Source organism: Pseudomonas sp. p99-361 (assembly GCF_003935475.1).
GTDB classification, from domain to species: domain Bacteria; phylum Pseudomonadota; class Gammaproteobacteria; order Pseudomonadales; family Pseudomonadaceae; genus Aquipseudomonas; species Aquipseudomonas juntendi.
The window spans coordinates 109,784-135,998 of record NZ_RHQO01000005.1; the positions used below are offsets into that span (position 1 = coordinate 109,784).

Sequence of the window (26,215 nt, forward strand, 5' to 3'; positions counted from 1 at the left end):
AGACGACGGGGTTGGCCCCGCTCAGTTTTCGATGTACCGCTCAGGGGGCTGATGCAAGCTGATGCCGGCATCGAACAGCAGGTTGACCAGTTCGACGATCATGATCGCCGACAAGCCCCATATCTTGTATTCGCCATAGCGATAACTGGGTACATACCAGCTGCGGCCCTGGTAATCGATACGGTGGGTATGGTCACGCGGGTCCTGGCGGAAAAACTCCAGCGGCACGGTGAATACTGCCGCGATCTCGGCGTCGTTGGCGCGGTATTCGACGAAGTCGGGGATAACGCCGACAAACGGTGTCACTTTCAGGCCATGCAGTGAAATCAGCGGGCTGAGCGGGCCGACCACCTCCACCAGACCCGGCGGCAAGCCAATTTCTTCTTCGGCTTCGCGCAGCGCGGTGAACACCAGGTCCGGGTCTTCCGGGTCGCGGCGGCCTCCGGGAAAAGCCACTTCACCGCCATGGGTGGACAGCCCCTGGGCGCGCAGGGTCAAGACCAGTTCGGGCGCTTCGCTACGGGTAATGGGCAAAAGAACCGCCGCTTCGGGGAACCGCCGGTCGGTTTCCAGTGACGCGGGTTGGTGGTTGCTCATTCGGCGAAGTAGCTCGTCCAGCATTGCGCACGCTCGTATCCAAGGCCTGCCTTGCATGATGCACCAAAGCCGCGTGGCACCCAAGCCCCCGCGCTTGCGGCGCGCCTGCGGCCGCGCCAAGATAGCCCGGAACATAAAGGATAGTGCCATGAACTACTGCAGCGCGTGCGGCCACCCGGTCACCCTGCGGATCCCCGAAGGCGACAGCCGCCTGCGGTATGTCTGCGAGGCTTGCCAGACCATCCACTACCAGAACCCCAACGTCGTCGCCGGCGTGCTGCCCACCTGGGGCAGCCAGGTGCTGCTGTGCCGCCGCGCCATCGAGCCGCGCCGCGGTTTCTGGACCCTGCCCGCCGGTTTCATGGAGAACGGCGAAACCCTCGACCAGGCCGCCCGTCGCGAAACGGTGGAGGAAGCCTGCGCCCGGGTCGGCTCAACCAGCCTGTACCAGCTGTTCGACCTGCCGCACATCAACCAGGTGCATGTGTTCTTCCGCGCCGAACTGGCAGACCTGGATTTCGCTGTGGGCGTCGAGAGCCTGGAGGTGCGGCTGTTCGAGGAACACGAGATTCCCTGGGGTGAGCTGGCTTTCCGCACAGTCACGCGCACACTAGAATGCTACTATCGCGACCGCATCGGGGCGCACTACCCCATAGGCCATGAATACCTGCCGCCGATGCTCGTTTCACCCAATACCTAGACGCCTTCAGGGATACCGTTACATGCGCTGGTTGCTTGCCATTTTCTGCCTTTGCGTTACCTCGGTGTCCCAGGCGGCATTTACCGAGACCATCATTCGCAAGCCTGTGCAGGCCGCGCCATCCCCGTCGCCCTCGCAGCAGGCGATGCAACCGCTGATCGATAAGGTGCTGGTGATCAAGTCCGAGCGGCGCCTGCAATTGATCAGCCGTGGCGAGCCGCTGAAGACCTACCGCATTTCCCTGGGCAAGCAGCCCAAGGGCGCCAAGCAGCGCGAGGGCGACAAGAAGACCCCAGAGGGCCTGTACTGGCTGGACTGGCGCAAGCAGAGCGATCGCTTCAACCTGGCCATGCACATCAATTACCCGAACAGCAACGATGCCGCCCGCGCTACCCGTGAAGGGGTGAGTGCCGGCAGCATGATCATGATCCACGGCACACCGATCAACGATGAATACCCGGAATGGTATTTCCACACCCTGGACTGGACCGATGGCTGCATTGCCATGCGTAACCGTGACATGCAGGAGGTGTGGAACCTGGTACGCGATGGGACGTTGATCGAAATCCGGCCCTGAGCCCTACCAGCGCAGCCACGCAGGCCAGGCAATGCCGGGAGCCGGTTGCTTTAAAAGCTCGTTAACATTTCTGCCAACGAATCATCATATTTGCGCCTTATAGTCGCGGTTTGTTTCAACCCAGCGAGTACAAGGACACTCTGATGAGTCGAGATACCGGCGACAATCTGGACCGGAACCACAGCGGCAACCTGCCGATGGCCTCTGTCATGGACGTCTACCTCAGCCGCCGCAGTGTGATGCGCGGCAGCCTGGGCGCAGCCATCGCCATGATCGCCGGTACAGGCCTGGCAGGCTGCTTCGACAGCGGCGGCTCCGCCAACGATGATCCGCTCACCCAGCCGCCCGTTACCGAGCCGGAAAAGCCGAAAATGGCGCTGGGCTTCCAGTCCATCCCCGGATCGCGCACCGACGCCTGCGCAGTCGCCGCCGGCTACAGCGCCTACGTGCTCGCCCCATGGGGTACGCCGCTGAACAGCAACGCCAAGCCGTGGCGAGCCGATGGCAGCAATACCTCGACCGATCAAGCCAACGCCATGGGCATGCACCATGACGGCATGCATTTCTTCCCCATCAACGGCAGCTCGGAAGACGGCCTGCTGGCGATCAACTTCGAGTACATCGACACCGCCGCCCTGCACCCGGCCGGCCCAACGACCGATATCAATGGCAAACGCCCGGTCGAAGAAGTGCGCAAGGAAATCAACGCCCACGGCGCTGGCGTTGTGCGCTTGCAGAAAACCGATGGCCGCTGGCAGGTGGTCGACAACGACCCGCTCAACCGCCGCTTCACCACCGCATCGCGCATGGCCATCAGCGGCCCGCTGCGTGGCACCGAACACGTCAAGACCAAGTACTCCCCCGCCGGCACCCACTGCCGAGGCACCAACAACAACTGCGGCAACGGCTATACGCCATGGGGCACCTACCTCACCTGTGAAGAAAACTGGCCGGGCATTTTCGTCAACAAGGGCACCCGCCCTGAAGACCAGCAGCGCATTGGCGTGGGCACCTCCAGCGGCCAGTTCAAATGGGAAAGTGCAGCCGGCGACGCCAGCGAGGAAGCCGACGAGTTCGCCCGTTTCGACGTGACCGCCAAGGGCGCCAGTGCCACCGACGACTACCGCAACGAAGCCAGCACCTATGGCTACATCGTCGAGATCGACCCTTACGACAGCAGCACCCTCGCCACCAAACGTACCGCACTGGGCCGCTTCCGCCACGAAGGCTGCGCCCCGGGCCTGCCGGTGCCGGGCAAGCCACTGGTGTGGTACATGGGTGACGACTCCAACAACGAATACGTGTACAAGTGGGTGTCCAGCGCCGTGTGGGATGCCGCCGATGCCAACCCGGCCGACCGACTGGCCACTGGTGCCAAGTACCTGGACCAAGGCAAGCTGTACGTCGCCCGCTTCAATGCCGACGGCACTGGCGTCTGGCTGCTGCTGGACGTGACTACCCCCACCACTGGCGGGGGCACCTTGGGCGCGCTGTACGGTGACCTGCCGGGCATCCTGCTCAACACCCGGGGTGCCGGCGATGCCGTGGGCGCAACGCCAATGGACCGCCCGGAGTGGACCACGGTCAACCCGCTGAACGGCGACGTGTACCTGACCCTGACCAACAACAGTGCGCGCACCCCGGAGAAAGCCGATGCCGCCAACCCGCGCGGGCCTAACCGCCATGGCCATATCATCCGCTGGCACGACAGCGACGACCAGTTGAGCTTCGCCTGGGACATCTTCGTGTTTGGCGCCAACGCGGCCGGCACCGCCGACATCAACCGTTCCGGCCTCACCGAACTGAACCAGTTCGCCAGCCCGGATGGCATGAGCTTCGATAGCCGTGGCGTGCTGTGGTTCGAGACCGACAACGGCGAAAGCACTGTCACCGACTACACCAACGACCAGCTGCTGGCGGTGATCCCTACCGACCTGGTGGACGCCAGCGGCAAACAGGTGCCGGTGAATGCGCAGAACCAGGTGGACCTGCGGCGCTTCTTCGTTGGCCCGAATGGCTGCGAAGTGACCGGGATTACCTTTACCCCGGACAACAAGGCGCTGTTCGTCAACATTCAGCACCCAGGGAACTGGCCATGCACCGACAACGCTACGGACGCGACGCCAGCGGGTACCAAGGTAAGGCCGCGGGCTGCGACGGTGGTGATTCAGCGGGTTGATGGCGGGGAGATCGGCACCGTCTGACCGGTGTGGTACAGCTAGCCTTGCGCTGGCTTTACTGGCCTGTTCGCGGGCACGCCCGCTCCCACAAGTTGTGTAACCCTGTGGGAGCGGGCGTGCCCGCGAATAGCCCTGATGCGGTCTAGAACTCGGCGAGCCGCCACACCTCATAGGCTGGCGCCTCGTACGGGTGGCTTTGCTTGAGCGCAGCGACGACCTGCGCTACCAGCTCGTCTGCCACCACCAGCTCCACCTTCCACTCTTCCACCACCTCGACCCGGCCCGTTTGCCCGAGAAACGGCTGGCTGCCGTCCAGCGGGCGAAACTGGCCCTGGCCCAGGGTTTGCCAGGCGCAGTGGTCATAGTCACCGATGCGCCCGCCACCAGCGGCGAACACAGCGGCCTTGACCACGTCGACATGACTGGCGGGGACGAAGAAGGCGAGCTTGTACACGCCTTAGTTCACCCACACCCGCGCATTGCGGAACATGCGCATCAGCGCGGCATCTTCCTGCCACTCGTCAGGGCGCCAGGAGTTCTGCACGGCGCGGAACACACGCTCCGGGTGCGGCATCATGATGGTCACGCGACCGTCGCGGCTGGTGAGGCCGGTGATACCGCGCGGCGAGCCGTTCGGGTTGGCCGGGTAGGCTTCGGTGACCTTGCCGTGGTTATCGACATAGCGCAGGGCCACGCAACCGGACATGTCGGCGGCCAGCAGCGCTTCTTCGCTGGCGAACTCGGCATGGCCTTCACCATGGGCGATGGCGATCGGCATGCGCGAACCGGCCATGCCTTGCAGGAAGATCGAGTTGGACTTCTGCACTTCGACCATGGCCACACGTGCCTCGAACTGCTCCGAGCGGTTGCGCACGAAGTGCGGCCAGTGCTCGGTGCCCGGGATCAGCTCGTGCAGGTTGGACATCATCTGGCAACCGTTGCACACGCCCAGGGCGAAGCTGTCGGTACGCTCGAAGAAGGCCTGGAAGGCATCACGGGCGCGGCTGTTGAACAGCGCCGACTTGGCCCAGCCCTCACCGGCGCCCAGCACGTCACCGTAGGAGAAACCACCGCAGGCCACCAGGCCCTTGAAGGCCTCGAAGTCGACGCGGCCGGCAAGGATATCGCTCATGTGCACGTCGATGGCGGCGAAGCCGGCGCGGTCGAAGGCTGCAGCCATTTCAACCTGGCCGTTGACGCCCTGCTCACGCAGGATGGCCACTTGCGGGCGCACGCCTTTCTTGATGTACGGTGCGGCGATGTCGTCGTTGACGTCGAAGCCCAGCTTGACCGACAGGCCCGGGTTGTCTTCCTCCAGCAGCAGGTCGAACTCCTGGTCGGCGCAGTCGGCGTTGTCGCGCAGGCGCTGGATCTGGTAGCTGGTCTCGGCCCACTGGCGCTGCAGCATGCGGCGGTCGTCGTCGAACAGCACTTCGCCATTGAGGCTGATGGACACTTCGGCGTTGTTGACCGGCTTGCCGATCACCGCCACGCAACCTTCGCCCAGGCCAGCAGCGCTGAACTGTGCCAGTACGTCGGGGGTGGCGTCCTGGCGAACCTGAATGACCGCCCCCAACTCTTCGTTGAACAGAATGGCCGCCACATCGGCCTTGCTGTCGGTCAGCGGGTCGAGGTGCAGGTCCAGGCCGCAGTGGCCGGCAAAGGCCATTTCCAGCACGGTGGCGGCCAGGCCGCCGTCGGAACGGTCGTGGTAGGCCAGCAGGTGACCATCTTCGTTCAGGCCCTGGATCACGGCGAAGAAGGCCTTGAGGTCTTCGGCGTCGTCGACATCCGGTGCCTGGGCCGCGATCTTGCCGTAGGTCTGGGCCAGGATCGAGGCGCCCATGCGGTTCTTGCCGCGGCCGAGGTCGACCAGGATCAGGTCGGTTTCACCCTTGTCCATGCGCAGTTGCGGGGTCAAGGTCTTGCGAATATCGGTGACCGGGGCGAAGCCGGTGATGATCAGCGACATCGGCGAGGTCACGCTCTTCTCGACGCCCTCGTCGCTCCACTTGGTTTTCATCGACATGGAGTCTTTGCCGACCGGAATGGTAATGCCCAGCTCCGGGCACAGCTCCATGCCGACCGCCTTGACGGTGTCGTACAAGCGCGCGTCCTCACCTGGGTGGCCGGCAGCGGACATCCAGTTGGCCGATAGCTTGACGTCGGACAGTTTCTCGATGCGCGATGCCGCCAGGTTGGTCAGCGTTTCGCCAATGGCCATGCGGCCGGATGCCGGGGCGTCCAGCAAGGCCAGCGGGGTTCGCTCGCCCATGGCCATGGCTTCACCGGTGTACACATCGAAGCTGGTGGCCGTGACGGCGCAGTCGGCAACCGGAACCTGCCACGGGCCGACCATCTGGTCGCGGGCAACCAGGCCGGTGATGGTGCGGTCGCCGATGGTGATCAGGAAGCTCTTGCTGGCCACTGCCGGGTGGTTCAGCACGCGCTGCACGGCGCTGTCCAGGTCCAGCTCGCTTGGGTCGAAATCATCGCCCAGCTCGGCTTCACGGGTGACCGAACGGTGCATGCGCGGCGGCTTGCCCAGCAGCACGTCGAGGGGCATGTCCACCGGGGTGTTGCCGAAGTGGCTGTCGCTGACGGTCAGGTGCTTTTCTTCGGTGGCTTCACCGACCACGGCAAACGGGCAACGCTCGCGCTCGCAAATGGCCTTGAAGCGCTCGAAGTCGACGGCGCTGACGGCCAACACGTAACGCTCCTGCGACTCGTTGCTCCAGATTTCGTGCGGGGCCATGCCCGGCTCGTCGTTGGGCACGTTGCGCAGCTCGAAGCGGCCACCACGGCCACCGTCGTTGACCAGCTCCGGGAAGGCGTTGGAGATGCCGCCGGCGCCCACGTCGTGAATGAAGGCGATAGGGTTGGCATCGCCCAGTTGCCAGCAACGGTCGATGACCTCCTGGCAACGGCGCTCCATTTCCGGGTTTTCACGCTGCACCGAAGCGAAGTCCAGGTCAGCCGAGCTGGCGCCGGTAGCCACCGACGAAGCAGCGCCGCCGCCCAGGCCGATCAGCATGGCCGGGCCGCCGAGCACGATGAGCTTGGCGCCGACCGTGATCTCGCCCTTCTGCACGTGGTCTTCACGGATGTTGCCCATGCCGCCTGCGAGCATGATCGGCTTGTGGTAACCGCGTACTTCTTCACCGTGCGGGGTGTTGATGGCCTGCTCGAAGGTACGGAAGTAGCCGGTCAGCGCTGGGCGACCGAATTCGTTGTTGAAAGCAGCACCGCCCAATGGGCCTTCGATCATGATGTCGAGGGCGTCGACGATGCGCTCTGGCTTGCCGTAGGCCTGCTCCCAGGGCTGCTCGAAGCCCGGAATGCGTAGGTTGGACACGGTGAAACCGGTCAGGCCCGCCTTGGGCTTGGCGCCTCGGCCAGTAGCACCTTCGTCACGGATTTCGCCACCCGAGCCGGTGGACGCACCGGAGAACGGGGCGATGGCGGTCGGGTGGTTGTGGGTTTCCACCTTCATGAGGATGTGCACCGGCTCCTGCACCGCGCCGTACTGGCGGGTTTCAGGGTTCGGGAAGAAGCGGCCGGCAACGTTGCCGACGATCACCGAGGCGTTGTCCTTGTACGCAGACAGCACACCTTCGTTGTGCATCTGGTAGGTGTTCTTGATCATGCCGAACAGGCTTTTTTCCTGCGCCTGGCCGTCGATGTCCCAACTGGCGTTGAAGATCTTGTGGCGGCAGTGCTCGGAGTTGGCCTGGGCGAACATCATCAGTTCGATGTCGTTCGGGTTGCGCTTGAGGCCCTGGAACGCATTGACCAGGTAGTCGATTTCGTCTTCGGCCAGGGCCAGGCCGAGGTCGATGTTGGCCTTGGCCAGCGCGTCGCGGCCACCGCCGAGGATATCGACAGAGGTCATCGGCTTGGGCTGGGCGTGGCTGAACATGTCAGCGGCCTGCTCCAACTGGCCGAGCACGCGCTGGGTCATGCGGTCGTGCAGTTCGGCGGCGATCAGGGCGGCGTCAGCGTCGCTCAGGTTGCCGGCAACGTAGTAGGCGATACCACGCTCCAGGCGCTGGATTGCCTGCAGGCCGCAGTTGTGAGCGATGTCGCTGGCCTTGCTGGCCCATGGCGAGATGGTGCCCAGGCGCGGTACGACCAGGAACAGGCGGCCGCTCGGCTCCTGTACCGGCACGCTCGGGCCGTACTTGAGCAGACGGCCCAGCACCTGCTGCTGGTCGGCGGTCAGTTCGCCTTCAACATCGGCGAAGTGGGCAAATTCGGCATACAAACCAGTAACAGCGGGGACTTTCTGGCTCAGTTGCTCGAGTAATTTACCGTGGCGAAAGGCAGAAAGGGCAGGAGCGCCGCGCAGGATCAACATCGTCGGGACAGCCTCAGGAAGGGGTGTGCTTAGAGGCCGTGCATTCTAGCCTAAATCGTTGGCTTTCGGCACCCGCTCTAAGCCATGGCTGCCGGGCGGCGGAACCGGACTTTGGGGTCAAAAAAAAGCGACAAGCCGTAAGCTGCAAGCCACAAGAAAAAAACATGCCCTGCCCGGCTGCTATTTCTTGTGGCTTGCAGCTTGAAGCTTGCAGCACATAATCCGCTACCAGACAACCTAACAGTTGTCGAGATATGGTTGCGCCGGTCCTTTGCGTATACTGCAAGCTATGTTCGCCCACACTGCTTTGCGCCAGCGTTGCGCCAAATGGCTCCTCGCAACCGGACTCTTTCTGCTGCTCGGTGCCTGCGTTGAAAAACCCAGCACCCTCGAGCGCGTGAAGGAGGACGGCGTGCTGCGCGTGATCACCCGCAACAGCCCGGCCACCTACTTCCAGGACCGCAACGGCGAAACCGGTTTCGAGTACGAACTTGTCCAGCATTTCGCAGATGATCTCGGCGTGAAACTGCAGATCGAAACCGCCGACAACCTCGACGAACTGTATGATTCGCTCGGCAAACCCGCCGGCCCGGTGCTGGCCGCGGCCGGCCTGGTCAGCAGTGAACGGCGCAAGGCGCAGGTGAAATACTCGCACCCCTACCTGGAAGTCACCCCGCAGGTGGTCTATCGCAACGGCCGCCCACGCCCGACCGACGCCAAGGGCCTGGTCGGCAAGAAAATCATGGTGCTCAAGGGCAGCAGCCATGCCGACCTTCTGGCCGAGCTGAAAAAGCAGAACCCGGGCCTGGAATATGAAGAGTCCGATGCGGTCGAGGTGGTCGACCTGCTGCGCATGGTCGATGAGGGCCAGATCGACCTGACCCTGGTCGACTCCAACGAACTGGCTATGAACCAGGTGTACTTCCCCAACGTGCGGGTTGCCTTCGACGTGGGCGACACCCGTGATCAACGCTGGGCAGTCGCGGCCGGTGAAGACAACAGCCTGCTCAACGAAATCAATGAATTCCTCGACAAGGCGCAGAAAAACGGCACCCTGCAGCGCTTGAAGGACCGCTACTACGGCCATGTCGATGTTCTGGGCTACGTGGGCGCCTACACCTTCGCCCAGCATCTGCAGCAGCGCCTGCCCAAGTACGAGAAGCACTTCAAGAGCTACGCCAAGGTCGAGCAGGTGGACTGGCGCCTGCTGGCCGCCATTGGTTACCAGGAATCGATGTGGCAACCGGAGGTAACCTCCAAGACCGGCGTACGCGGCCTGATGATGCTGACCCAGCGCACCGCCCAGGCGATGGGCGTATCCAACCGCCTGGACCCGCGGCAGAGCATCCAGGGGGGCGCCAAGTACTTCATGAAAATCAAGGAAGAGCTCGACGACAGCATCAAGGAGCCCGACCGCACCTGGTTCGCCCTGGCTGCCTACAACGTCGGCAGCGGCCACCTGGAAGATGCCCGTACCCTGGCCAAGCGCGAAAAGCTCAACCCGAACAAGTGGCTGGACGTGAAGAAGATGCTGCCGCGCCTGTCGCAGAAACAGTGGTACCGGCAGACCAAGTACGGCTATGCCCGCGGTGGCGAGCCTGTGCATTTCGTGGCCAACATCCGCCGCTACTACGACATCCTCACCTGGGTCACCCAACCGCAGCTCGAAGGCCAGGTCGCCGAAGGCAACCTGCATGTGCCTGGTGTGAACAAGGACAAGCCTGCGGACCAGTCACCGCCGATGTGAGCCTGTAGCGGCCTGTTCGCGGGCACGCCCGCTCCCACAGGTCCACCACAAGCCTGAGGGGGTGGCATTCCTGTGGGAGCGGGCGTGCCCGCGAACAGGCCGGCCCAGGCTAGCCCTTGGCCCGGCGGGCCTTGAAGAAGTCGCTGAGGATCTGCCCACACTCCTGCGCCAGCACCCCGCCCTCCACCATCACCCGGTGGTTGAGAAAGCCCTGGCCGAAGAACTGCCCCTGGCTTTGCACGATCCCCGCCTTGGGCTCCAGCGCGCCAAACACCACCCGCATCACCCGTGAATGTACGATCAGGCCTGCACACATGCTGCACGGTTCCAGCGTGACGTACAGGGTGCTGCCTGGCAGGCGGTAGTTGCTGGCCGCCTTGGCCGCCGCCCGAATCGCCACCATCTCGGCATGGGCACTGGGGTCGCTGTCGATGATCGGCCGGTTGAAACCCTGGCCAATCACCTGGCCATGCTGGACCAGCACGGCCCCCACCGGTACCTCGCCCAGCGCTGCACCCTCGGCAGCCAGGGACAACGCCAGGCGCATGTATTCCTGATCGCGGCTGCGATCGATAATCTGCGGGCGCATCACACCACCGCGATAGCGGCCATCAGGCCGGTTTCCATGTGGTCGATGACGTGGCAGTGGAACATCCAGGTGCCGGGGTTATCCGCCACCAGGGCCACCTGCGCGCGCTCGTTCTTGCCCAGCAGGTAGGTGTCGGTGAACCACGGTTCCTTGATGTCGTGCCGGTTGGAGGCGATCACCTTGAAACTCATGCCATGCAGGTGGATCGGGTGCTGGTACTGGGTCATGTTCTTCAACTCGAAGATGTAGCTTTTGCCTTTTTGCAGCGTAGCGATGGGGCGGTCGGCGCAGGTCTTGTCGGTGATGTCCCAGGCTTGGCCGTTGATTTGCCAAAGGCTCGGTGGCTTGTCCTGGTCGGAGGTGACCGAAACCTTCGCCGCCCATTCGAAATTGAAGTTGAGCTTTTCGGCATTCTCCAGGTCCGGTTCGGCTATCGGGTTGGCCGGCAGCGCTGGCGGCCAGTCCCCCGGGGCATCGGTACTGGCCACCGAGCGCAGGGTGCCCAGGCGCACGAAGCCATCGCGCAGGGAAATTTCCTCCCCCGCCTGGGGAATGCGGATAGCCAGGCAGATGCGCATGCCAGGGCCGAGCCAGTACTCGTCCTCCAGGGGGCGAGGGGTCACCGGGTTCCCATCGAGCGCGTAGATCCGGGCCTCGCAGTTGCCCTTGAGGTTCACCCGGTAAGTCCAGGTGTTGTCCAGGTTCAGCAGACGCACGCGCACCACCTGCCCGGCCGGCAGTTCGGTGACCGCGTCGGCCTGGCCATTGATGGTGATCAGGCGCCCGGCGGTGCCGTTGCGCGCGGCCTCGCGCGGGATACTGAACGGCAGCCAGCCACCCTCCTCGTCCACGTGCCAGTTCTTCAGGCTGAGTGTGCGCTCATGCCGGAAGCCGGTGGGCTCGCGCTCCTCGACGATCAGCGGGCCGACCAGGCCACGGCCCAGCTCTTCGGAACTGCTGACATGAGGGTGGTACCAGTAGCTGCCCGCATCCGGTACGCGGAACTTGTAGTCGAAGTACTCGCCTGGCTTGACCGGCAGTTGCGACACATAAGGCACGCCGTCCATTTCCAGCGGCAGGCGGATACCGTGCCAGTGGATGGTGGTTTCCACCGGCAGGTGGTTGATGAAGCGCACCCGCAGCCAGGTGCCTTGGCGCACACGCAATTCGGTGCCCGGTGCTGACGGCCCGAACGCCCAGGCCTCGGTCTTGAAGCCCGGCACCAGCTCGACGTCAAGCGGCGCGGCGATCAGCTCGTAGTCATGGCCGGCGTTGTCGTCCTCGACCTTGCCCAGCCAGTAACGCGCCGCGCCACCGGCGCCCAGGCCAACCACAACCAGGCCGGTCAGGCCCTTGAGCATTTGTCGACGGGTGAAGGACATCGGTGCGGGTACCTCGTGTTCGGTGCGATCAAGCTGCCAGCCTCGGCTGACGATGAAGGGCGAATACGATACACCTGCAAATGGGAAATATTAAGTGAAGTCTCTAGAGACCCTGGCGTTCCGCTTCCATGGCGCCGCCCCACAACTGATTGAACCACTGCCGGTCATGGTCGCCAGGTTGGCGCATGGCAGCCTGCAGCAGTGCACCGTCCAGCCTGACGCGAAGGTTGTCGAGGCGCGCAGCCAGTGGCGGATGGGAGTCGAATGGATGGGGCATGGTCAGGCCCAGCACGTCCTCATCCAGCCGCAATGGCACGCGCTGCAAATGCCGGGGCAGCGCTGCCAGCAGGCCTTGGCCGCCGCACTCGTGCAGCAAGGCATCGACCATGCTGCCCAGGGCGATCGCCCGCAACAACGCCTGCATGAACAGCTCCGGCCCGGCCACTTCGGCACCGGCCCGGTCAGCCAGCAATTCCTGCTCACGCCCCCAGCGATGGACCGCGACCTGAAAATGGTGCAGGAACTGACCGGCTGCCCATACCACCGGGCGAGCGACCCAGGCGGCGCCGCGCTCAGCGTCCACCAGGGTCGAGAACTGGGCGCACATCAAGCTGAAGCGTGCGTTGGTCGCACTGCCCTGCTCCGTGTCGCGGCTGCGAAAATGGCCAAGCTCATGGCCAATGATCGCGGCGGCTTCCCGCTGGCTCAAGGCGCCGAGACACGGTAACGACAGATACAAGGTTCGGCCATTGAGTACCGACTGACAGGGCTGCAGCACGACTGGAACGCTGGTGACGAAAAAGCTTTGGTCGATGCCGACCACGATATTGTCCGGTACTGGCGCACGCAACTGCGTGGCCAGGCCCTCAACCCATTGCCAGAGCGCCGGAGCCCCCTGACGGTGAAGCTGTCGGCCGAGAAAGCTCGCCTTCGACGCCCCGATGCGCGGCCATTGCTGGCGCATTCGCCAGGCGGTACGCAGGCACACGAGCAGTAATGACGCCAGCGGCAGCACCACGATCAGCACGGTATACCCGCCCTGTGCCGCATGGCTGAAGCCGGCGCTGACTTCATACAGCAGCAGAAGGCCCAACGAGCCAGCCAGCAGCCCCATGTAGACGCTTAGCCAACGCCCCAGCACCCGCCAGCTGGCGGTCATGCGCTGGTGCAGGTAATGCGCCGAGCGCAAGGCCCGCCAGGCGTCGTACCTGAGCCTGAGCCAAGCGCCGATGCCAGCGACCAGCGCGCCCCATGCCAGCCAGCCGCCGACACCGGCCAGCGTTCTACGCACGCTAAGCCAGTGGCGGTCGGTATCGAGTTCATCCAACTGCCGTTGCAGCACTTCACGCGTGTCCAGGCGCCCTGCCAGTTCCTTGCGCGCCGCCCAAGGCAGTGTGCGCAACAAGTCCTCGCTGGGCGTTGCCAGCCACTGCCGGATGATCCCCGCCTGCTCTTGCGCCGTCTCGGCCCGCCATTGCTGCACGCCGCCCCAGCCGACCAGCAGCAGCGGCAACAGCAGCATGACCAGGCCCCAACCCAGGCGCCTCATTGCAGCGCCCCGCTATACATCTACCTGCATCAACTCCAGTTGTCGTTGGGCATGGGCCGCATTGCGGTAGGCCGCCAACAGCTCGAGCACTTCGTCGTTCCCCAGCTTGCGACCCTTCAAGGCCAGGCCGGCAGACATGATGCGAATCTGCGGTCGCGGCTTTTTCAGGGCCATCGCCTGGTTTCCGAAAAACTGCAGCTTGACCACGCGATGCTTAGGCAGCGCAGCTTCGCTGCTCATCTCCAGCGTCTGTACCATGACCAGGCCTTCGTCCTTGACCGCGATGTCCTCGACTTCAGCCATGTCGACAGGGGCGTCCAGGGTATCGACGAACAGCTGTCGGCGAGTCAGGCGCATGAACACCTGCGTGCCCGCGTTGCGGTGCTGCCAGGTCACCGCTGCCGCCATGCACAACACGAACAGCACCAGTGCGACCGCGCCCAGGCGTTGCGGGTTGAACGTGGTGACCAGCAGAATCAGGGCGCCCACCAGCAGTATCGGCCCCCAGACCTTGTAACGCCGGGTGTTGGTGAATTCGCTTTGCTCCGGGACGCGCTCGATTACCTGTTTGAGTTCGGCAACCACCCGCTCGCGCTGGGCGGCACGGGCTTGCTCATAGTCTTCGCCAAGCGCGCCGGAAAGGTCGGCCAGCGGATCGTCGGGTTTAGCCATGATCAGATGTGCTCCCCGTTCACTGCTGCTTGGCCAGGTAATCGGTCAGAAAAGCCTGCGCATCACCTTGGCGCGACAGCCCCTCGGAGTAGCCAACCGGCAACGGTTGCGGCTCACCCGGCAGGTAGAGCTCGCCGCCCCAGCCGCCCTGCACGATCAACACGACAAACTTGTTGCCATCGGCCGTCGTCCAGTAGCGGGTGTCCTTGGCGGTTTTCTCGACCTGCATTTTCTGAATGCGCATGTTCCAGTCGTGATCGACGCCTTCGACCTGGACCAGCGCCTCATTGGCGGCCCGCTCGCCAATGCGCAGCGTCCATACCTTGACGCCCTCGGTGCCCATATAGGCCTTGACCTGTTCGGCTACTGCAGGCCGTTGTTCGGCGTGTGCCTGGCCTAGCCAAAGCGTGAGCGATGCCACCAGCAAGGCAGCCCATTTACGATAAGCGAACATTTTTTCCACCATGATGCGAAACGATCGATCATTGAAGACAGCTACGCCGGCACTGCCAACCCCTGTGGCCGGTTCGCACAAAAGATGGGCCGCCGCGCACAATGGCTGTTGCCAAAAATGTGCGCGCGTTACCATTTACGCTCATGCCGCCGCCAACCAAGGACGTAGCGCCCATGCGATCGACCAGCCCCTACCTGGACACCTCCTTTTCCTTCGACAGCCCCGGCTCGCTCGCCGACGCCGGCGTGTTGGACAGCGGCAAGGCGCAGATCATGGGGCGTGCAACCGGGCATTATCGGGCGCAGACCGTGCACGCGGGGCTGCAGTACTTCGATTGCAACCTGCAGTTTCCCGAACCGCTGCAAATCGACAAACTGCTGCCGCAAAGCCTGTGCATCGTCCACGTGTTCGACGGTGCCTGGCAGCACAAGGTCGACGGCACGCTCAACCATTACGCCCCCGGCCACTTGCACCTGCTGGGCCTGGGCGAAAGCCTGGAAGCGCAGGACCAGTTGCCTGCAGACAGCCATGCGCGCATGGCGGGCGTGCGCATTGCCGGCGACTACCTGCATGAGCTGGCGCGGGACGATGCGCAATTGCTACCCCTGCTGGCCTTGACCGCAGACGGCATGCGCTTCGATCAACTCCCCCAATGCCCCGCCGTCAGCCGCTTGCTGCAGCAGCTGTACCTGTCACCCTATACCGGTGGGCTACGGCGCCTGCATTGCGAAAGCCTGAGCGTGGCCGTGGTGCTGGAGCTGGCGCGCCACTTGATAGGCCCTGCACAAGGCACGAAAAACCCGGACCGCGGGCTGCGCGACCTGGCCATCGAAGCGCGGCGCCTGCTCGACACCCAACTGGCCACCCCCCCCACCGCCGCCAGCCTTGCACGCCAACTGGGCGTGGGTGAGACCACCTTGCGCCGGGCGTTCCGCGACGAATTCGGCCGGCCTATGCTGCAGTACGTGCGCCAGCAACGCCTGGAGCAGGCCCGCACCCTGCTGCTGGAAAGACGCTGGCAGGTGTCGCAGGTGGCCTACCAGGTCGGTTATGCCAACCCTGCCAATTTCTGCCATGCCTACAAGGCCTATTTCGGCCACCCGCCTGGCAGCGAATAGCAGTTTTTCCCAGGCAAAAGAAAAGGGCCTGCAATGCGGCCCTTTTCGTTCAACGCCAGAGAGGGATCATTCCCACTCAATCGTCGCCGGCGGCTTGCTCGACACGTCATAGGTCACGCGCGAGATGCCGTCGATTTCATTGATGATACGGCCGCTGACGGTTTCCAGCAGCTCGTACGGCAGGTGTGCCCAACGCGCGGTCATGAAGTCCACGGTCTCCACGGCACGCAGGGCCACGACCCAGGCGTAGCGACGGCCGTCGCCGACGACGCCGACCGACTTGACCGGCTGGAACACCACGAAGGCCTGGCTGGTCTTGTGGTACCAGTCGGCTTTGCGCAGCTCTTCGATGAAGATGTGGTCGGCACGACGCAGGATGTCGGCGTATTCCTTCTTCACTTCACCAAGGATACGCACACCCAGGCCTGGGCCCGGGAACGGGTGGCGGTAGACCATGTCGTACGGCAGGCCCAGCTCCAGGCCGATCTTGCGCACTTCGTCCTTGAACAGTTCACGCAGCGGCTCGACCAGCTTGAGGTTCATTTCCTCCGGCAGGCCACCGACGTTGTGGTGCGACTTGATCACGTGGGCCTTGCCGCTCTTGGCGCCAGCCGACTCGATCACGTCCGGGTAGATGGTGCCCTGGGCAAGGAACTGGATGTTTTCCAGCTTGCTGGCCTCGGCATCGAACACGTCGATGAAGGTGCGGCCGATGATCTTGCGCTTCTTCTCCGGGTCGGCTTCGCCTTCCAGGTTGTCGAGGAACTGCTTTTCAGCGTCGGCGCGAATGACCTTGACGCCCATGTTCTCCTTGAACATGGCCATCACCTGGTCACCTTCGTGCAGGCGCAGCAGGCCGTTGTCGACAAATACGCAGGTCAGCTGGTCGCCGATGGCGCGGTGCAGCAGCGCGGCAACCACCGAGCTGTCGACGCCGCCAGACAGGCCCAGCAGGACGTTGGCCGAACCCACTTGTGCACGCACCTGGGCGATGGCGTCTTCAACGATGTTGGATGGGGTCCACAGGGCCTCGCAGCCACAGATGTCCTGCACGAAGCGGGACAGGATGCGACCGCCCTGCTTGGTGTGGGTCACTTCCGGGTGGAACTGCACGCCGTAGTAGCCGCGGGTGTCGTCGAACATGCCGGCGATCGGGCAGCTTGGGGTGCTGGCCAATACATGGAAATTGCCCGGCATCTGGGTGACCTTGTCGCCGTGGCTCATCCACACGTCCAGGCCCAGTACGCCGTCAGCGTCGATGTGATCTTCGATGCCGTCGAGCAGGCGGCTCTTGCCGACCACGTCCACGCGGGCATAACCGAACTCACGCAGGTCGGAACCTTCGACCTTGCCGCCCATCTGTTCGGCCATGGTCTGCATGCCGTAGCAGATGCCCAGCACCGGCACGTTCAGGTCGAACACTGCCTGCGGCGCGCGCGGGCTGTTGGCTTCGTGGACCGACTCGGGGCCGCCGGCGAGGATGATGCCGCGCGGGTTGAATTCGCGAATCGCTTCATCGTCCATGTCGAACGGGTGCAGCTCGCAGTACACGCCGATCTCGCGCACGCGGCGGGCAATCAGCTGGGTGTACTGGGAACCGAAATCGAGGATCAGGATGCGGTGAGCGTGAATGTCGAGGGCCATGACTCAATCTCTGATGCAGTTGCAAGCGTCAAGCCGCAAGCTGCAAGTTGATCGGGGAGAACGCGGTAGTCGCTGCAGCGCAACTACCGCTTGTAGCTTGAAGCTTGTCGCTTACCGCTGGAGGCGTTAGCCGACGCGGTAATTAGGGGCTTCTTTGGTGATCTGCACGTCATGCACGTGGGACTCGGCCATGCCGGCGCCGGTGATGCGTACGAACTCCGGCTTGGTGCGCATCTCTTCGATGGTTGCGCTGCCGGTGTAGCCCATGGACGAACGCAGGCCGCCCATCAGTTGGTGGATGATCGCCGCCAGCGCACCTTTGTACGGCACACGGCCTTCGATGCCTTCCGGTACCAGCTTCTCGGCACCGGCCGAGGAGTCCTGGAAGTAACGGTCGGACGAGCCTTGCGCCTGTGCCATGGCACCCAGCGAGCCCATGCCGCGGTAGGCTTTGTAGGAACGGCCCTGGAACAGCTCGACTTCACCTGGCGCCTCTTCGGTACCGGCGAACATCGAACCCATCATCACGCAGGAAGCACCGGCTACGATGGCCTTGGACAGGTCACCGGAGAAGCGGATGCCGCCGTCGGCGATCAGTGGCACACCGGTGCCTTCCAGTGCAGCGGCAACGTTGGCGATGGCGCTGATTTGCGGCACGCCGACGCCTGCAACGATACGGGTGGTGCAGATAGAGCCCGGGCCGATACCGACCTTGACCGCGTCAGCGCCGGCTTCGGCCAGGGCCTTGGCCGCAGCGCCGGTGGCGATGTTGCCGCCGATCACCTGCACCTGCGGGTAGGTTTCCTTCACCCAGCGCACGCGGTCGATCACACCTTTGGAGTGACCGTGGGCAGTGTCGACCACCACCACGTCAACCCCGGCAGCAACCAGGGCGGCTACGCGCTCGCCGGTGTCCTTGCCAGTGCCGACGGCAGCGCCGACGCGCAGGCGACCTTGGTCGTCCTTGCTGGCCAGCGGGTAGGCCTTGGCCTTTTCGATGTCCTTGACGGTCATCATGCCCTTGAGGTTGAACTTGTCGTCAACGATCAGGACTTTTTCCAGGCGGTGCTTGTGCAGCAGCTCGCGCACTTCGTTCTTGTCGGCGCCTTCGCGCACCGTGACCAGGCGCTCTTTTGGCGTCATCACGTCGCGGACCTTGGCGTCCAGGCGGTTTTCGAAGCGCACGTCACGGGAAGTGACGATGCCGACCAGGTCACCGTTGGCCAGCACTGGCACGCCGGAGATGTTGTTCAGGCGGGTCAGCTCGAACAGGTCGCGCACGGTAGCGTCGGCGTCGATGGTGATCGGGTCCTTGACCACGCCAGCCTCGAACTTCTTGACCTTGCGAACTTCGCCGGCCTGCTGCTCGATGGTCATGTTCTTGTGGATGATGCCGATGCCGCCTTCCTGAGCCATGGCAATGGCCAGGCGCGCTTCGGTCACGGTATCCATGGCGGCGGAAACCAGCGGAATGTTCAGCTCGATGCCACGAGTCAAACGGGTCTTGAGACTGACTTCATTGGGCAGTACCTCGGAATAGCCAGGTACAAGGAGGATATCGTCGAAGGTCAGGGCTTCTTGGCTGATACGCAGCATCGCGGGGGCTCCCGGGCGGGAAAAATGGAAGCGCGCCATTATACTCATGCACGGCGCGCCGCTCAATGTAAATCAAGCTTCAAGTTACAAGCGGCAAGCTACGAGAGTCGTCAGGCATACAGGCCGCTTTTTCTTGAAGCTTGCGACTCAAGGCTTGCAACTGACTTGCACCACCGTCACCGGCTGGTCGAGCCAGTCGGCGAAGCTGTCGAGAAAGGCCTGGGTAAACCCGGCCTCGCCCCAGTTGTTGAAGATGAACCCCAGGTTGGAAAAGGCACATGGCTGCAGGTAAATGAAGCCATTGATGTCATCTTCGAAGCCGCACAGCGGGCAGGTGAAGTTGTCACTGACCGCCGGCATCCATTCTTCCAGGCTTTCGAACAGCGGCTCGCCCACCTCGCGCCGGCACTGCGGGCAGCCGGCTTCTTCAAGAAACCCTTCGGTGGGGGTATAGATGCAACGCTTGAGCATCACTTCCAGGCCGTTGGCCTGCTCGCCAAAAGGCAACAACTCAGGCCGCAGGGCCACCTTGCGGGCGCCTGCAGCCAGGGCGTGGCCCATGCGGTTGCCGGTACGGCCACAGGTGCTCAACTGCTCCTCGACCACTTTCTCGCGTACCAGCCAGCGCACGATGGCACGGGCGCGGGCTTCGTGCACCGGCACGGTAGACAGCTTGGGAACGATAATGCTCTGGGTGTTCATGAACGGTACAAGCCTGAAAAACTGCGGTAAGGGCGCAATTCTACCGCTCAGGCGCCGAGGTAGCGACCGATCAGCGCCAAGCCGCTGGCCAGCACCAGCCAGGTGACCAGGCGCACAAAGGCTTCGCGCGACAGCCTGTGGGTCAGCCCACGGCCGACCCACAAGCCGATGAACATGACCGGCAGCAGGCATGCAGCCAGCAAGAGCAGGCTCTGATCGGCGTAAACACCGGCGACCAGGAACAATGCCAGGCGCACCACCGTGCTGCAGCTGATCAGCGCGCTCTGGGTGGCGCGCACCTGTTCCTTTCGTTCCAGGCGGGCACTCAGGTACAGCGCATAAAGAAAACCGCCGCTGCCGAACAGCGCCCCGAACAGCCCGCCTGCCGTACCCATTGGCACTGCCCAGAAACCCGACAGGTTCGCCGGCCGTACTCTGACCGCCAGGCTATACAGCGCGTAGGCCGTAACGAACAGGCCCATCAACAGCAACAGCACGTCAGACTGCAAACGCAGCAGGAACACCACGCCCAACGTGCAGCCCAGGGCCATGAACGGCAACAGCCGCAGCAACTCGCCGCGCACCACATCACGGCGCGAAGGCAGCAGGTTGCCGAAGGCGGCGACAAAATCGAGCAACACCAGTAGCGGGATGATTCGTGACAACGGCATGAAATGGATCAGCACCGGGCCCGCCACCAGGGCCGTACCGAAACCGGCAATGCCAAAGACGACGTAGGCCACGCCGACGCCGAGCAGGATGGGCAGCCAGTCAAGGCCGGTGAGCGACAGTTCAGTGAGCATGGCAGCAGTTCCAGGGAGCATAGGCAAAGGTTAGCCAGCTGAGAGCCATGCCGACTAATATGGCTTTATCGCCAAAGCCATCTCGAAAAGGCATGACATGACGTCCATCCGCCAGTTGCGTTACTTCGTGGAAATCGCCGAGTGCGGCAGCTTCAGCGGTGCCGCTGAACGCCTGTTCATCGCGCAGTCGGCACTCAGCCGGCAGATCAAGGAGCTGGAGCAGCAACTGGGCACGCCATTGTTCGAGCGCACCGCCCGCCTGCCGCGCCTGACCCCGGCCGGCCAGGCGTTGCTGGAGCGGGCACGGCGCCTGCTGGCCGACCTGGCGCAGGCAGAGCGGGTGACCCGCGATATTGGCCAAGGGTTGCAAGGCAGCTTGCGCCTGAACCACTCCAGCACCGTCCCGTTGACCGGCCCGCTGCTGGCGCGTTTGAGCGGTTACCTGCACGCTAACCCGGGGGTTGCACTGGACATCGCCCAGCAGTCGTCGGAGGCCCAACTGGAAGACATCGCGGCGGGGCGGCTGGATATCGGCCTGTTGCGCTTGCCGGTGCTTCGCCAGCATGAAGGCGTGGTGCTGCATGAACTGTTCAGCGAGCCCGTGCTGCTTGCGGTGGCGGCCGGGCATCCGTTGGCCGGTGCGGCGCAGGTGGCGCTGCAGCAGTTGCGCGACGAGCGCTTCATTTCCATTCCGCACCGTGAGCGCGGCGGGCTGAGCTACCTGGCAGCCTCGTTGTGCATGGATGCGGGCTTTTTCCCGCAGGCGGCGCAGGTGCTGTCGCGCAAAACGACCCAGTTGCAGCTGATCCAGGCAGGTTTTGGCGTGGCGTTGCTGCCGCAATGCATGCGCGACATTGCGCCGGCCTCGGTCAGTTTCGTCACCCTGGAGGGGGGCCGGGAAAGTACCGTGGCCCTGGCGTGCCGGCGCGATGCAGAGCAATTGGTGCGCCAGTTCGTGGCCGCGATGAAAGATCACGGCTAGCCCGCAACGCCCGGTAAGGTATGATGCCGGCCATGATCAGAGACCCTTTCGAACGACTCGGCCTGGACCGCGAGGTCCTGACGGTCAGCCAACTCAACGGCCGCGCCCGCGTGCTGCTCGAGGACGTATTCCGCAGCGTGTGGGTGGAAGGCGAGATTTCCAACCTCGCCCGCCCGGCGTCTGGCCACATGTACTTCACCCTCAAGGACAGCGGTGCCCAGGTACGCTGCGCCCTGTTCCGGCAGAGCGCCACGCGGGTGCGCCAAGCGCTGCGCGATGGCCTGGCGGTGCGGGTGCGGGGCAAGGTTTCGCTGTTCGAGGGCCGGGGTGATTATCAGCTGATTCTCGACACCGTCGAGCCGGCGGGGGATGGCGCGCTGCGCCTGGCATTCGAGGCCTTGAAGGAAAAGCTCGGTGCCGAAGGGCTGTTCAGCGCCGAACGCAAGAAGCCCTTGCCTGCCCACCCGCAACGCATCGGTATCATCACCTCCCCCACCGGCGCGGTGATCCGCGACATCATCAGTGTGTTCGGCCGCCGCGCCCCGCAGGTGGAACTGAACCTGATTCCCACGGCGGTACAGGGCCGCGAGGCCATCGCACAGATCGTGCGTGCCATCCGCCTGGCCGACGGCCTTGGCTTCGATGCGCTGATCCTGGCCCGTGGTGGCGGCTCACTGGAAGACCTGTGGTGCTTCAACGAAGAAGCCGTGGCCCGCGCCGTGGCTGCCTGCGTCACACCGATAGTCAGCGCAGTCGGCCATGAGACCGATGTGTCCATCAGCGACTTCGTGGCAGACGTGCGCGCCCCCACTCCGTCTGCCGCCGCAGAGTTGCTGGCGCCCGACAGCAGTGGTATTCGCCAACGCCTGGACGGGCTGCAGCGGCGCTTGTTGCTGCGCATGCAGAACCGCCTGAGCCATGACCGCCTGCGCCTGGACTCGCTGACCAGGCGCCTGCGCCACCCAGGCGAGCGCTTGCGCCAGCAGGCCCAGCGCCTGGACGACCTGGACATGCGCCTGCGCCGGGCGTTCCTGCTCAGCCTCAACCAGCGCCGTGAGCGTCTGGCGCGGGCAGAAACCCGCCTGGCTGCGCAACACCCGGGGCGCAACCTGAAACTGCTGGCCCAGCGCCTGGACAGCCTGGCCGAGCGCCTGCCACGGGCCATGCGCGAACTGCTCAAGGACCGCCGCCAGCGCTTCCAGACCCAGCTGCAGACGCTGCAGGTGGTCAGCCCGCTGGCCACACTGGCGCGCGGCTACAGCATCCTGCTCGACGACCAGGGCCAGGCGATTCGCAGCGCCGAACAGACCCGCAACGGCCAACGCCTTACGGCACGCCTGGACCAGGGCGAGCTGCTGGTGCGCGTGGAAGACAATCACCTGACTCCGGTCACCCTTTCGCTATTGGACTGACACATGCCCCGCCTGCTTGCCACCCTGTTCGCCCTTTCCCTGTTACTGCTGGCCGGCGGCGCCCAGGCCAGTTACATCACGCGTGCGCTGAACAAGCCGGTGCCCGGCGGCGTGGCGGTGGTCAACCTCGGCCCTGCCGCCAGCGCCCCCGAAGCGCGCTTCGACGGCAAGCCGGTGCTGGTGGTCAAGGAGCAGGAGAACTGGTTGGCCATTGTCGGAATCCCGCTGACCCAGAAGCCGGGTACTGCCGTGCTCAGCCAAGGCGGGCGCAACCTGCCGTTCAGCGTGGGTAGCAAAAAGTACCCCGAACAGCGCATTACCCTGAAGAACACCCGCCAGGTCAACCCGAACCCCGCCGACCTCAAGCGCATCGACCGCGAGCTGGCCGAGCAGATCAAGGCCTACCGCAGCTTCAGCCCTGCCCTGCCCAGCAACCTGATCCTCGACAAGCCGGTCAACGGCCCGTTGTCGAGCAAGTTCGGCGTGCGTCGCTTTTTCAATGGCGAGGAACGCAACCCGCATGCCGGGCTGGACTTCGCGGTGCCGGCAGGTACGCCCATCAAGACCCCGGCCAATGGCAAGGTGATTCTGGTGGGAGATTACTTCTTCAATGGCCGTACGGTATTCGTGGACCACGGCCAGGGCTTCATCAGCATGTTCTGCCACATGTCGAAGATCGATGTGCAGGTGGGGCAGCAACTGCGCCGGGGCGAGGTAGTCGGGCGCGTGGGCTCAACCGGCCGGGCTACCGGGCCGCACATGCACTGGAACGTGAGCCTGAACGATGCGCGGGTGGATCCGGCGATTTTCATCGGCGCGTTTCAGCCCTGAGACCGCAGCGCCAGACTCGCCGACAAACCCCGCCTCCACAGCGTTTCAGCCCTGTGACAGTGCTGTGGAAGCTGGCTTGCCGGCGATGAGGCGAGAATTGGTCAACGGGGTTCCACTGTGTTGCGCCAGCTAAAACTACCGCGCAACAATGAACAACCCCAAGGGTGAATCCAGCCATAAAATCTCGCTCATACGCTTTTTTTAAGCATTCCTCTCAATTTTTTCCGAACGCTTGCCATCCCCCACCCCACTGGTTAAGTTTGAAGGCATGAAAACCTTCAGCACCCTCATCCTGCTCCGACAACATCGCAGCCTCAGCCTGGTCAGCGCACGACTACCAGGCTGAATCGCGTCGCCTCGCCTCTTCATCTTGTTATCGCTCGGCAGGCCCGATTTCGGCCGCACACAAAAGGATTGCTTCCATGTCCATGCTCAAAGACCCTTCGAAAAAATACCGCGCCTTCCCGACTATCGACCTGCCTGACCGCACCTGGCCGTCGAAGACCATCACCGCAGCGCCCATCTGGTGCAGCTCCGACTTGCGTGATGGCAACCAGTCGCTGATCGAGCCGATGGATTCGGAGAAGAAACTGCGCTTCTGGAAGACCCTGGTCCAGGTGGGCGTGAAGGAAATCGAAGCGGCGTTCCCGTCTGCCTCGCAGACCGATTTCGACTTCGTGCGCACCCTGATCGAAGACGGCCACATCCCGGACGACACCACGATCCAGGTTCTCACCCAAGCCCGTGAAGACCTGATCGCGCGTACCTTCGAGTCGCTGCGTGGCGCGAAAAAGGCCATCGTCCACCTGTATAACGCCACCTCCCCGGCGTTCCGCCGCATTGTCTTCAACCAGGACAAGCAAGGCGTGAAAGACATCGCGGTGAATGCCGCCAAGCTGTTCGTCAAGTATGCCGCCCAGCAGCCCGAAACCCACTGGACCTTCCAGTACTCGCCAGAAACCTTCAGCGCGACCGAAATGGAATTCGCCAAGGAGGTGTGCGACGCGGTCATCGAGGTGTGGAACCCGACGCCAGAGCACAAGGTCATCCTCAACCTGCCGGCCACCGTGGAAGTCTCCACGCCGAACATCTACGCCGACCAGATCGAATGGTTCTGCCGCAATGTCAGCCGCCGCGACAGCGTGATCATCAGCCTGCACTGCCACAACGACCGTGGCACCGGCATTGCCGCCACCGAACTGGGCCTGATGGCCGGCGCCGATCGCGCCGAAGGCTGCCTGTTCGGCAACGGCGAGCGGACCGGTAACGTCGACCTGGTGACCTTGGCACTGAACCTGTACACCCAAGGTATCGACCCGCTGCTGGACTTCTCCGACATCGACGGCGTGCGTAAGGTGGTCGAAGAGTGCAACCAGCTGCCCGTGCACCCACGCCACCCTTATGTCGGCGACCTGGTACACACTGCGTTCTCCGGCTCGCACCAGGACGCCATCCGCAAGGGCTTCGCCAAGCAGCAGGAAGGCGAGCTGTGGGAAGTGCCGTACCTGCCGATCGACCCGGCCGATATCGGCCGCAGCTACGAGGCGGTCATCCGCGTCAACAGCCAGTCGGGCAAAGGCGGCATCACCTACCTGCTCGAGCAAGAGTACGGTATCAGCCTGCCGCGCCGCATGCAGATCGAGTTCAGCCAGGTTGTGCAGGGTGAAACCGACCGTTTGGGCCTGGAAATGACCGCTCAGCAAATCTACAGCCTGCTGCACAAGGAATACCTGCAGGCCAACGCGCCATACGCCCTGGTCAGCCACCGCCTGCAGGAAGAAAACGGCCACAGCGCCGTGGAAGTGGAAGTCGCCGGCGAAGGCGAAACCACCCTGCACTGGCGCGGCAAGGGCAATGGCGCCCTGGAAGCCCTGGTTGCCGGCCTGCCGGTTGCCGTGGAGATCATGGACTACAACGAGCACGCGATTGGTGCTGGCACCAACGCCAAGGCGGCGGCCTACATCGAGTTGCGCGTGGCCGGTGGCCGCCCGGTGCACGGTGTGGGTATCGACGAAAACATCACCACCGCCAGCTTCAAGGCATTGTTCAGCGCCCTGAACCGCTCGTTGAGCCAGCAGGAAGCCAAAGCGGCCTGAGCCCTGCCTGCTGAATGAGAAAGCCCGCATCGTTTGATGCGGGCTTTTTTGTTGGCCTTGTACTGGGCCTATCGCTGGCAAGCCAGCTCCCACGGGGATCGCATCAGGGCTGACAGGTGTTTGCCACAGGGTATGCAGCGCCTGTTAGAGCGAGCGCCGCCCGCGCGGCGCATCGCGAGCTGCGCTCGCTCCTACGTTTGTTTCGGGCCAGTAACGCCTGTGACAGG

21 protein-coding genes are annotated in these 26,215 nt (G+C 63.8%); 9 read left to right on the forward strand and 12 right to left on the reverse strand.

Features of this window, described 5'->3' with window-relative positions:
• Nucleotides 1–21 precede the first annotated feature (21 nt).
• Complete coding sequence (locus EGJ22_RS04285; RefSeq protein ID WP_009683433.1) at nucleotides 22–621, reverse strand: CoA pyrophosphatase; 600 nt, start codon at nucleotides 619–621, stop codon at nucleotides 22–24.
• Nucleotides 622–745: 124 nt separating this feature from the next.
• On the opposite strand from EGJ22_RS04285, the gene EGJ22_RS04290 reads away from it, so the two are divergent.
• The 3 genes from EGJ22_RS04290 to EGJ22_RS04300 all read left to right on the forward strand — a co-directional run bounded on the left by EGJ22_RS04290 (nucleotide 746) and on the right by EGJ22_RS04300 (nucleotide 4,078).
• Complete coding sequence (locus tag EGJ22_RS04290) at nucleotides 746–1,297, forward strand: NUDIX hydrolase (protein ID WP_009683432.1); 552 nt, start codon at nucleotides 746–748, stop codon at nucleotides 1,295–1,297.
• A 22-nt stretch (nucleotides 1,298–1,319) separates the two neighbouring features.
• The gene (locus EGJ22_RS04295) at nucleotides 1,320–1,874 is read left to right on the forward strand and encodes a murein L,D-transpeptidase family protein (protein ID WP_009683431.1); all 555 of its coding nucleotides are present in this window, start codon (nucleotides 1,320–1,322) and stop codon (nucleotides 1,872–1,874) included.
• A gap of 143 nt (nucleotides 1,875–2,017) precedes the next feature.
• The gene (locus EGJ22_RS04300; protein ID WP_125920144.1) at nucleotides 2,018–4,078 is read left to right on the forward strand and encodes a PhoX family phosphatase; all 2,061 of its coding nucleotides are present in this window, start codon (nucleotides 2,018–2,020) and stop codon (nucleotides 4,076–4,078) included.
• A gap of 118 nt (nucleotides 4,079–4,196) precedes the next feature.
• Here EGJ22_RS04300 and EGJ22_RS04305 read toward each other — a convergent pair whose 3' ends face one another.
• Together EGJ22_RS04305 and purL are read right to left on the reverse strand one after the other, a co-directional pair.
• A complete protein-coding gene (locus EGJ22_RS04305; protein WP_009683429.1) occupies nucleotides 4,197–4,508 on the reverse strand; it encodes an NIF3 1 in 312 nt (103 codons plus the stop codon).
• Nucleotides 4,509–4,511: 3 nt separating this feature from the next.
• Nucleotides 4,512–8,411 (reverse strand): phosphoribosylformylglycinamidine synthase, encoded by a 3,900-nt coding sequence (purL, locus tag EGJ22_RS04310; protein ID WP_125920145.1) that lies wholly within the window; start codon nucleotides 8,409–8,411, stop codon nucleotides 4,512–4,514.
• Nucleotides 8,412–8,700: 289 nt separating this feature from the next.
• Here purL and mltF point away from each other — a divergent pair, with 289 nt between their 5' ends.
• Nucleotides 8,701–10,158, forward strand: a complete 1,458-nt coding sequence (gene mltF, locus EGJ22_RS04315; RefSeq protein ID WP_029885513.1) for a membrane-bound lytic murein transglycosylase MltF — start codon at nucleotides 8,701–8,703, stop codon at nucleotides 10,156–10,158.
• A gap of 109 nt (nucleotides 10,159–10,267) precedes the next feature.
• Here the strand turns inward: mltF and tadA are convergent, their stop codons facing one another.
• The 5 genes from tadA to EGJ22_RS04340 form a co-directional block, all read right to left on the reverse strand.
• The gene (gene tadA / locus EGJ22_RS04320; RefSeq protein WP_009683426.1) at nucleotides 10,268–10,747 is read right to left on the reverse strand and encodes a tRNA adenosine(34) deaminase TadA; all 480 of its coding nucleotides are present in this window, start codon (nucleotides 10,745–10,747) and stop codon (nucleotides 10,268–10,270) included.
• A complete protein-coding gene (locus EGJ22_RS04325) occupies nucleotides 10,747–12,129 on the reverse strand; it encodes a multicopper oxidase family protein (RefSeq protein ID WP_054890219.1) in 1,383 nt (460 codons plus the stop codon). Before EGJ22_RS04325 ends, tadA begins: the two co-directional genes overlap by 1 nt.
• 103 nt (nucleotides 12,130–12,232) lie before the next feature.
• On the reverse strand, nucleotides 12,233–13,678 hold the full coding sequence (locus EGJ22_RS04330) for a M48 family metallopeptidase (RefSeq protein ID WP_009683424.1): 1,446 nt from the start codon (nucleotides 13,676–13,678) through the stop codon (nucleotides 12,233–12,235).
• A gap of 12 nt (nucleotides 13,679–13,690) precedes the next feature.
• Complete coding sequence (locus EGJ22_RS04335) at nucleotides 13,691–14,350, reverse strand: hypothetical protein (RefSeq protein ID WP_009683423.1); 660 nt, start codon at nucleotides 14,348–14,350, stop codon at nucleotides 13,691–13,693.
• 19 nt (nucleotides 14,351–14,369) lie between these two features.
• On the reverse strand, nucleotides 14,370–14,804 hold the full coding sequence (locus tag EGJ22_RS04340) for a hypothetical protein (protein WP_009683422.1): 435 nt from the start codon (nucleotides 14,802–14,804) through the stop codon (nucleotides 14,370–14,372).
• 173 nt (nucleotides 14,805–14,977) lie between these two features.
• Here EGJ22_RS04340 and EGJ22_RS04345 point away from each other — a divergent pair, with 173 nt between their 5' ends.
• Entirely contained in the window at nucleotides 14,978–15,922 is a 945-nt protein-coding gene (locus tag EGJ22_RS04345) for an AraC family transcriptional regulator (protein WP_125920146.1), read from the forward strand.
• Between the two features lie 66 nt (nucleotides 15,923–15,988).
• Here EGJ22_RS04345 and guaA read toward each other — a convergent pair whose 3' ends face one another.
• The 4 genes from guaA to EGJ22_RS04365 all read right to left on the reverse strand — a co-directional run bounded on the left by guaA (nucleotide 15,989) and on the right by EGJ22_RS04365 (nucleotide 20,667).
• Entirely contained in the window at nucleotides 15,989–17,566 is a 1,578-nt protein-coding gene (gene guaA, locus EGJ22_RS04350; RefSeq protein WP_009683420.1) for a glutamine-hydrolyzing GMP synthase, read from the reverse strand.
• A 126-nt stretch (nucleotides 17,567–17,692) separates the two neighbouring features.
• The gene (gene guaB, locus EGJ22_RS04355) at nucleotides 17,693–19,162 is read right to left on the reverse strand and encodes an IMP dehydrogenase (protein WP_003255025.1); all 1,470 of its coding nucleotides are present in this window, start codon (nucleotides 19,160–19,162) and stop codon (nucleotides 17,693–17,695) included.
• Nucleotides 19,163–19,309: 147 nt separating this feature from the next.
• Entirely contained in the window at nucleotides 19,310–19,864 is a 555-nt protein-coding gene (locus EGJ22_RS04360) for a hypothetical protein (protein ID WP_054912857.1), read from the reverse strand.
• A 47-nt stretch (nucleotides 19,865–19,911) separates the two neighbouring features.
• Nucleotides 19,912–20,667: a sulfite exporter TauE/SafE family protein gene (locus EGJ22_RS04365; protein WP_009683418.1), complete on the reverse strand. Its 756-nt coding sequence runs from the start codon at nucleotides 20,665–20,667 to the stop codon at nucleotides 19,912–19,914.
• A 97-nt stretch (nucleotides 20,668–20,764) separates the two neighbouring features.
• On the opposite strand from EGJ22_RS04365, the gene EGJ22_RS04370 reads away from it, so the two are divergent.
• The 4 genes from EGJ22_RS04370 to leuA all read left to right on the forward strand — a co-directional run bounded on the left by EGJ22_RS04370 (nucleotide 20,765) and on the right by leuA (nucleotide 25,988).
• A complete protein-coding gene (locus EGJ22_RS04370) occupies nucleotides 20,765–21,649 on the forward strand; it encodes a LysR family transcriptional regulator (RefSeq protein WP_009683417.1) in 885 nt (294 codons plus the stop codon).
• Between the two features lie 32 nt (nucleotides 21,650–21,681).
• A complete protein-coding gene (gene xseA, locus EGJ22_RS04375) occupies nucleotides 21,682–23,061 on the forward strand; it encodes an exodeoxyribonuclease VII large subunit (protein WP_125920147.1) in 1,380 nt (459 codons plus the stop codon).
• 3 nt (nucleotides 23,062–23,064) lie between these two features.
• The gene (locus tag EGJ22_RS04380) at nucleotides 23,065–23,892 is read left to right on the forward strand and encodes a M23 family metallopeptidase (protein ID WP_115293443.1); all 828 of its coding nucleotides are present in this window, start codon (nucleotides 23,065–23,067) and stop codon (nucleotides 23,890–23,892) included.
• Nucleotides 23,893–24,314: 422 nt separating this feature from the next.
• Nucleotides 24,315–25,988, forward strand: a complete 1,674-nt coding sequence (gene leuA, locus EGJ22_RS04385; protein ID WP_009683414.1) for a 2-isopropylmalate synthase — start codon at nucleotides 24,315–24,317, stop codon at nucleotides 25,986–25,988.
• Nucleotides 25,989–26,215: the final 227 nt, after the last annotated feature.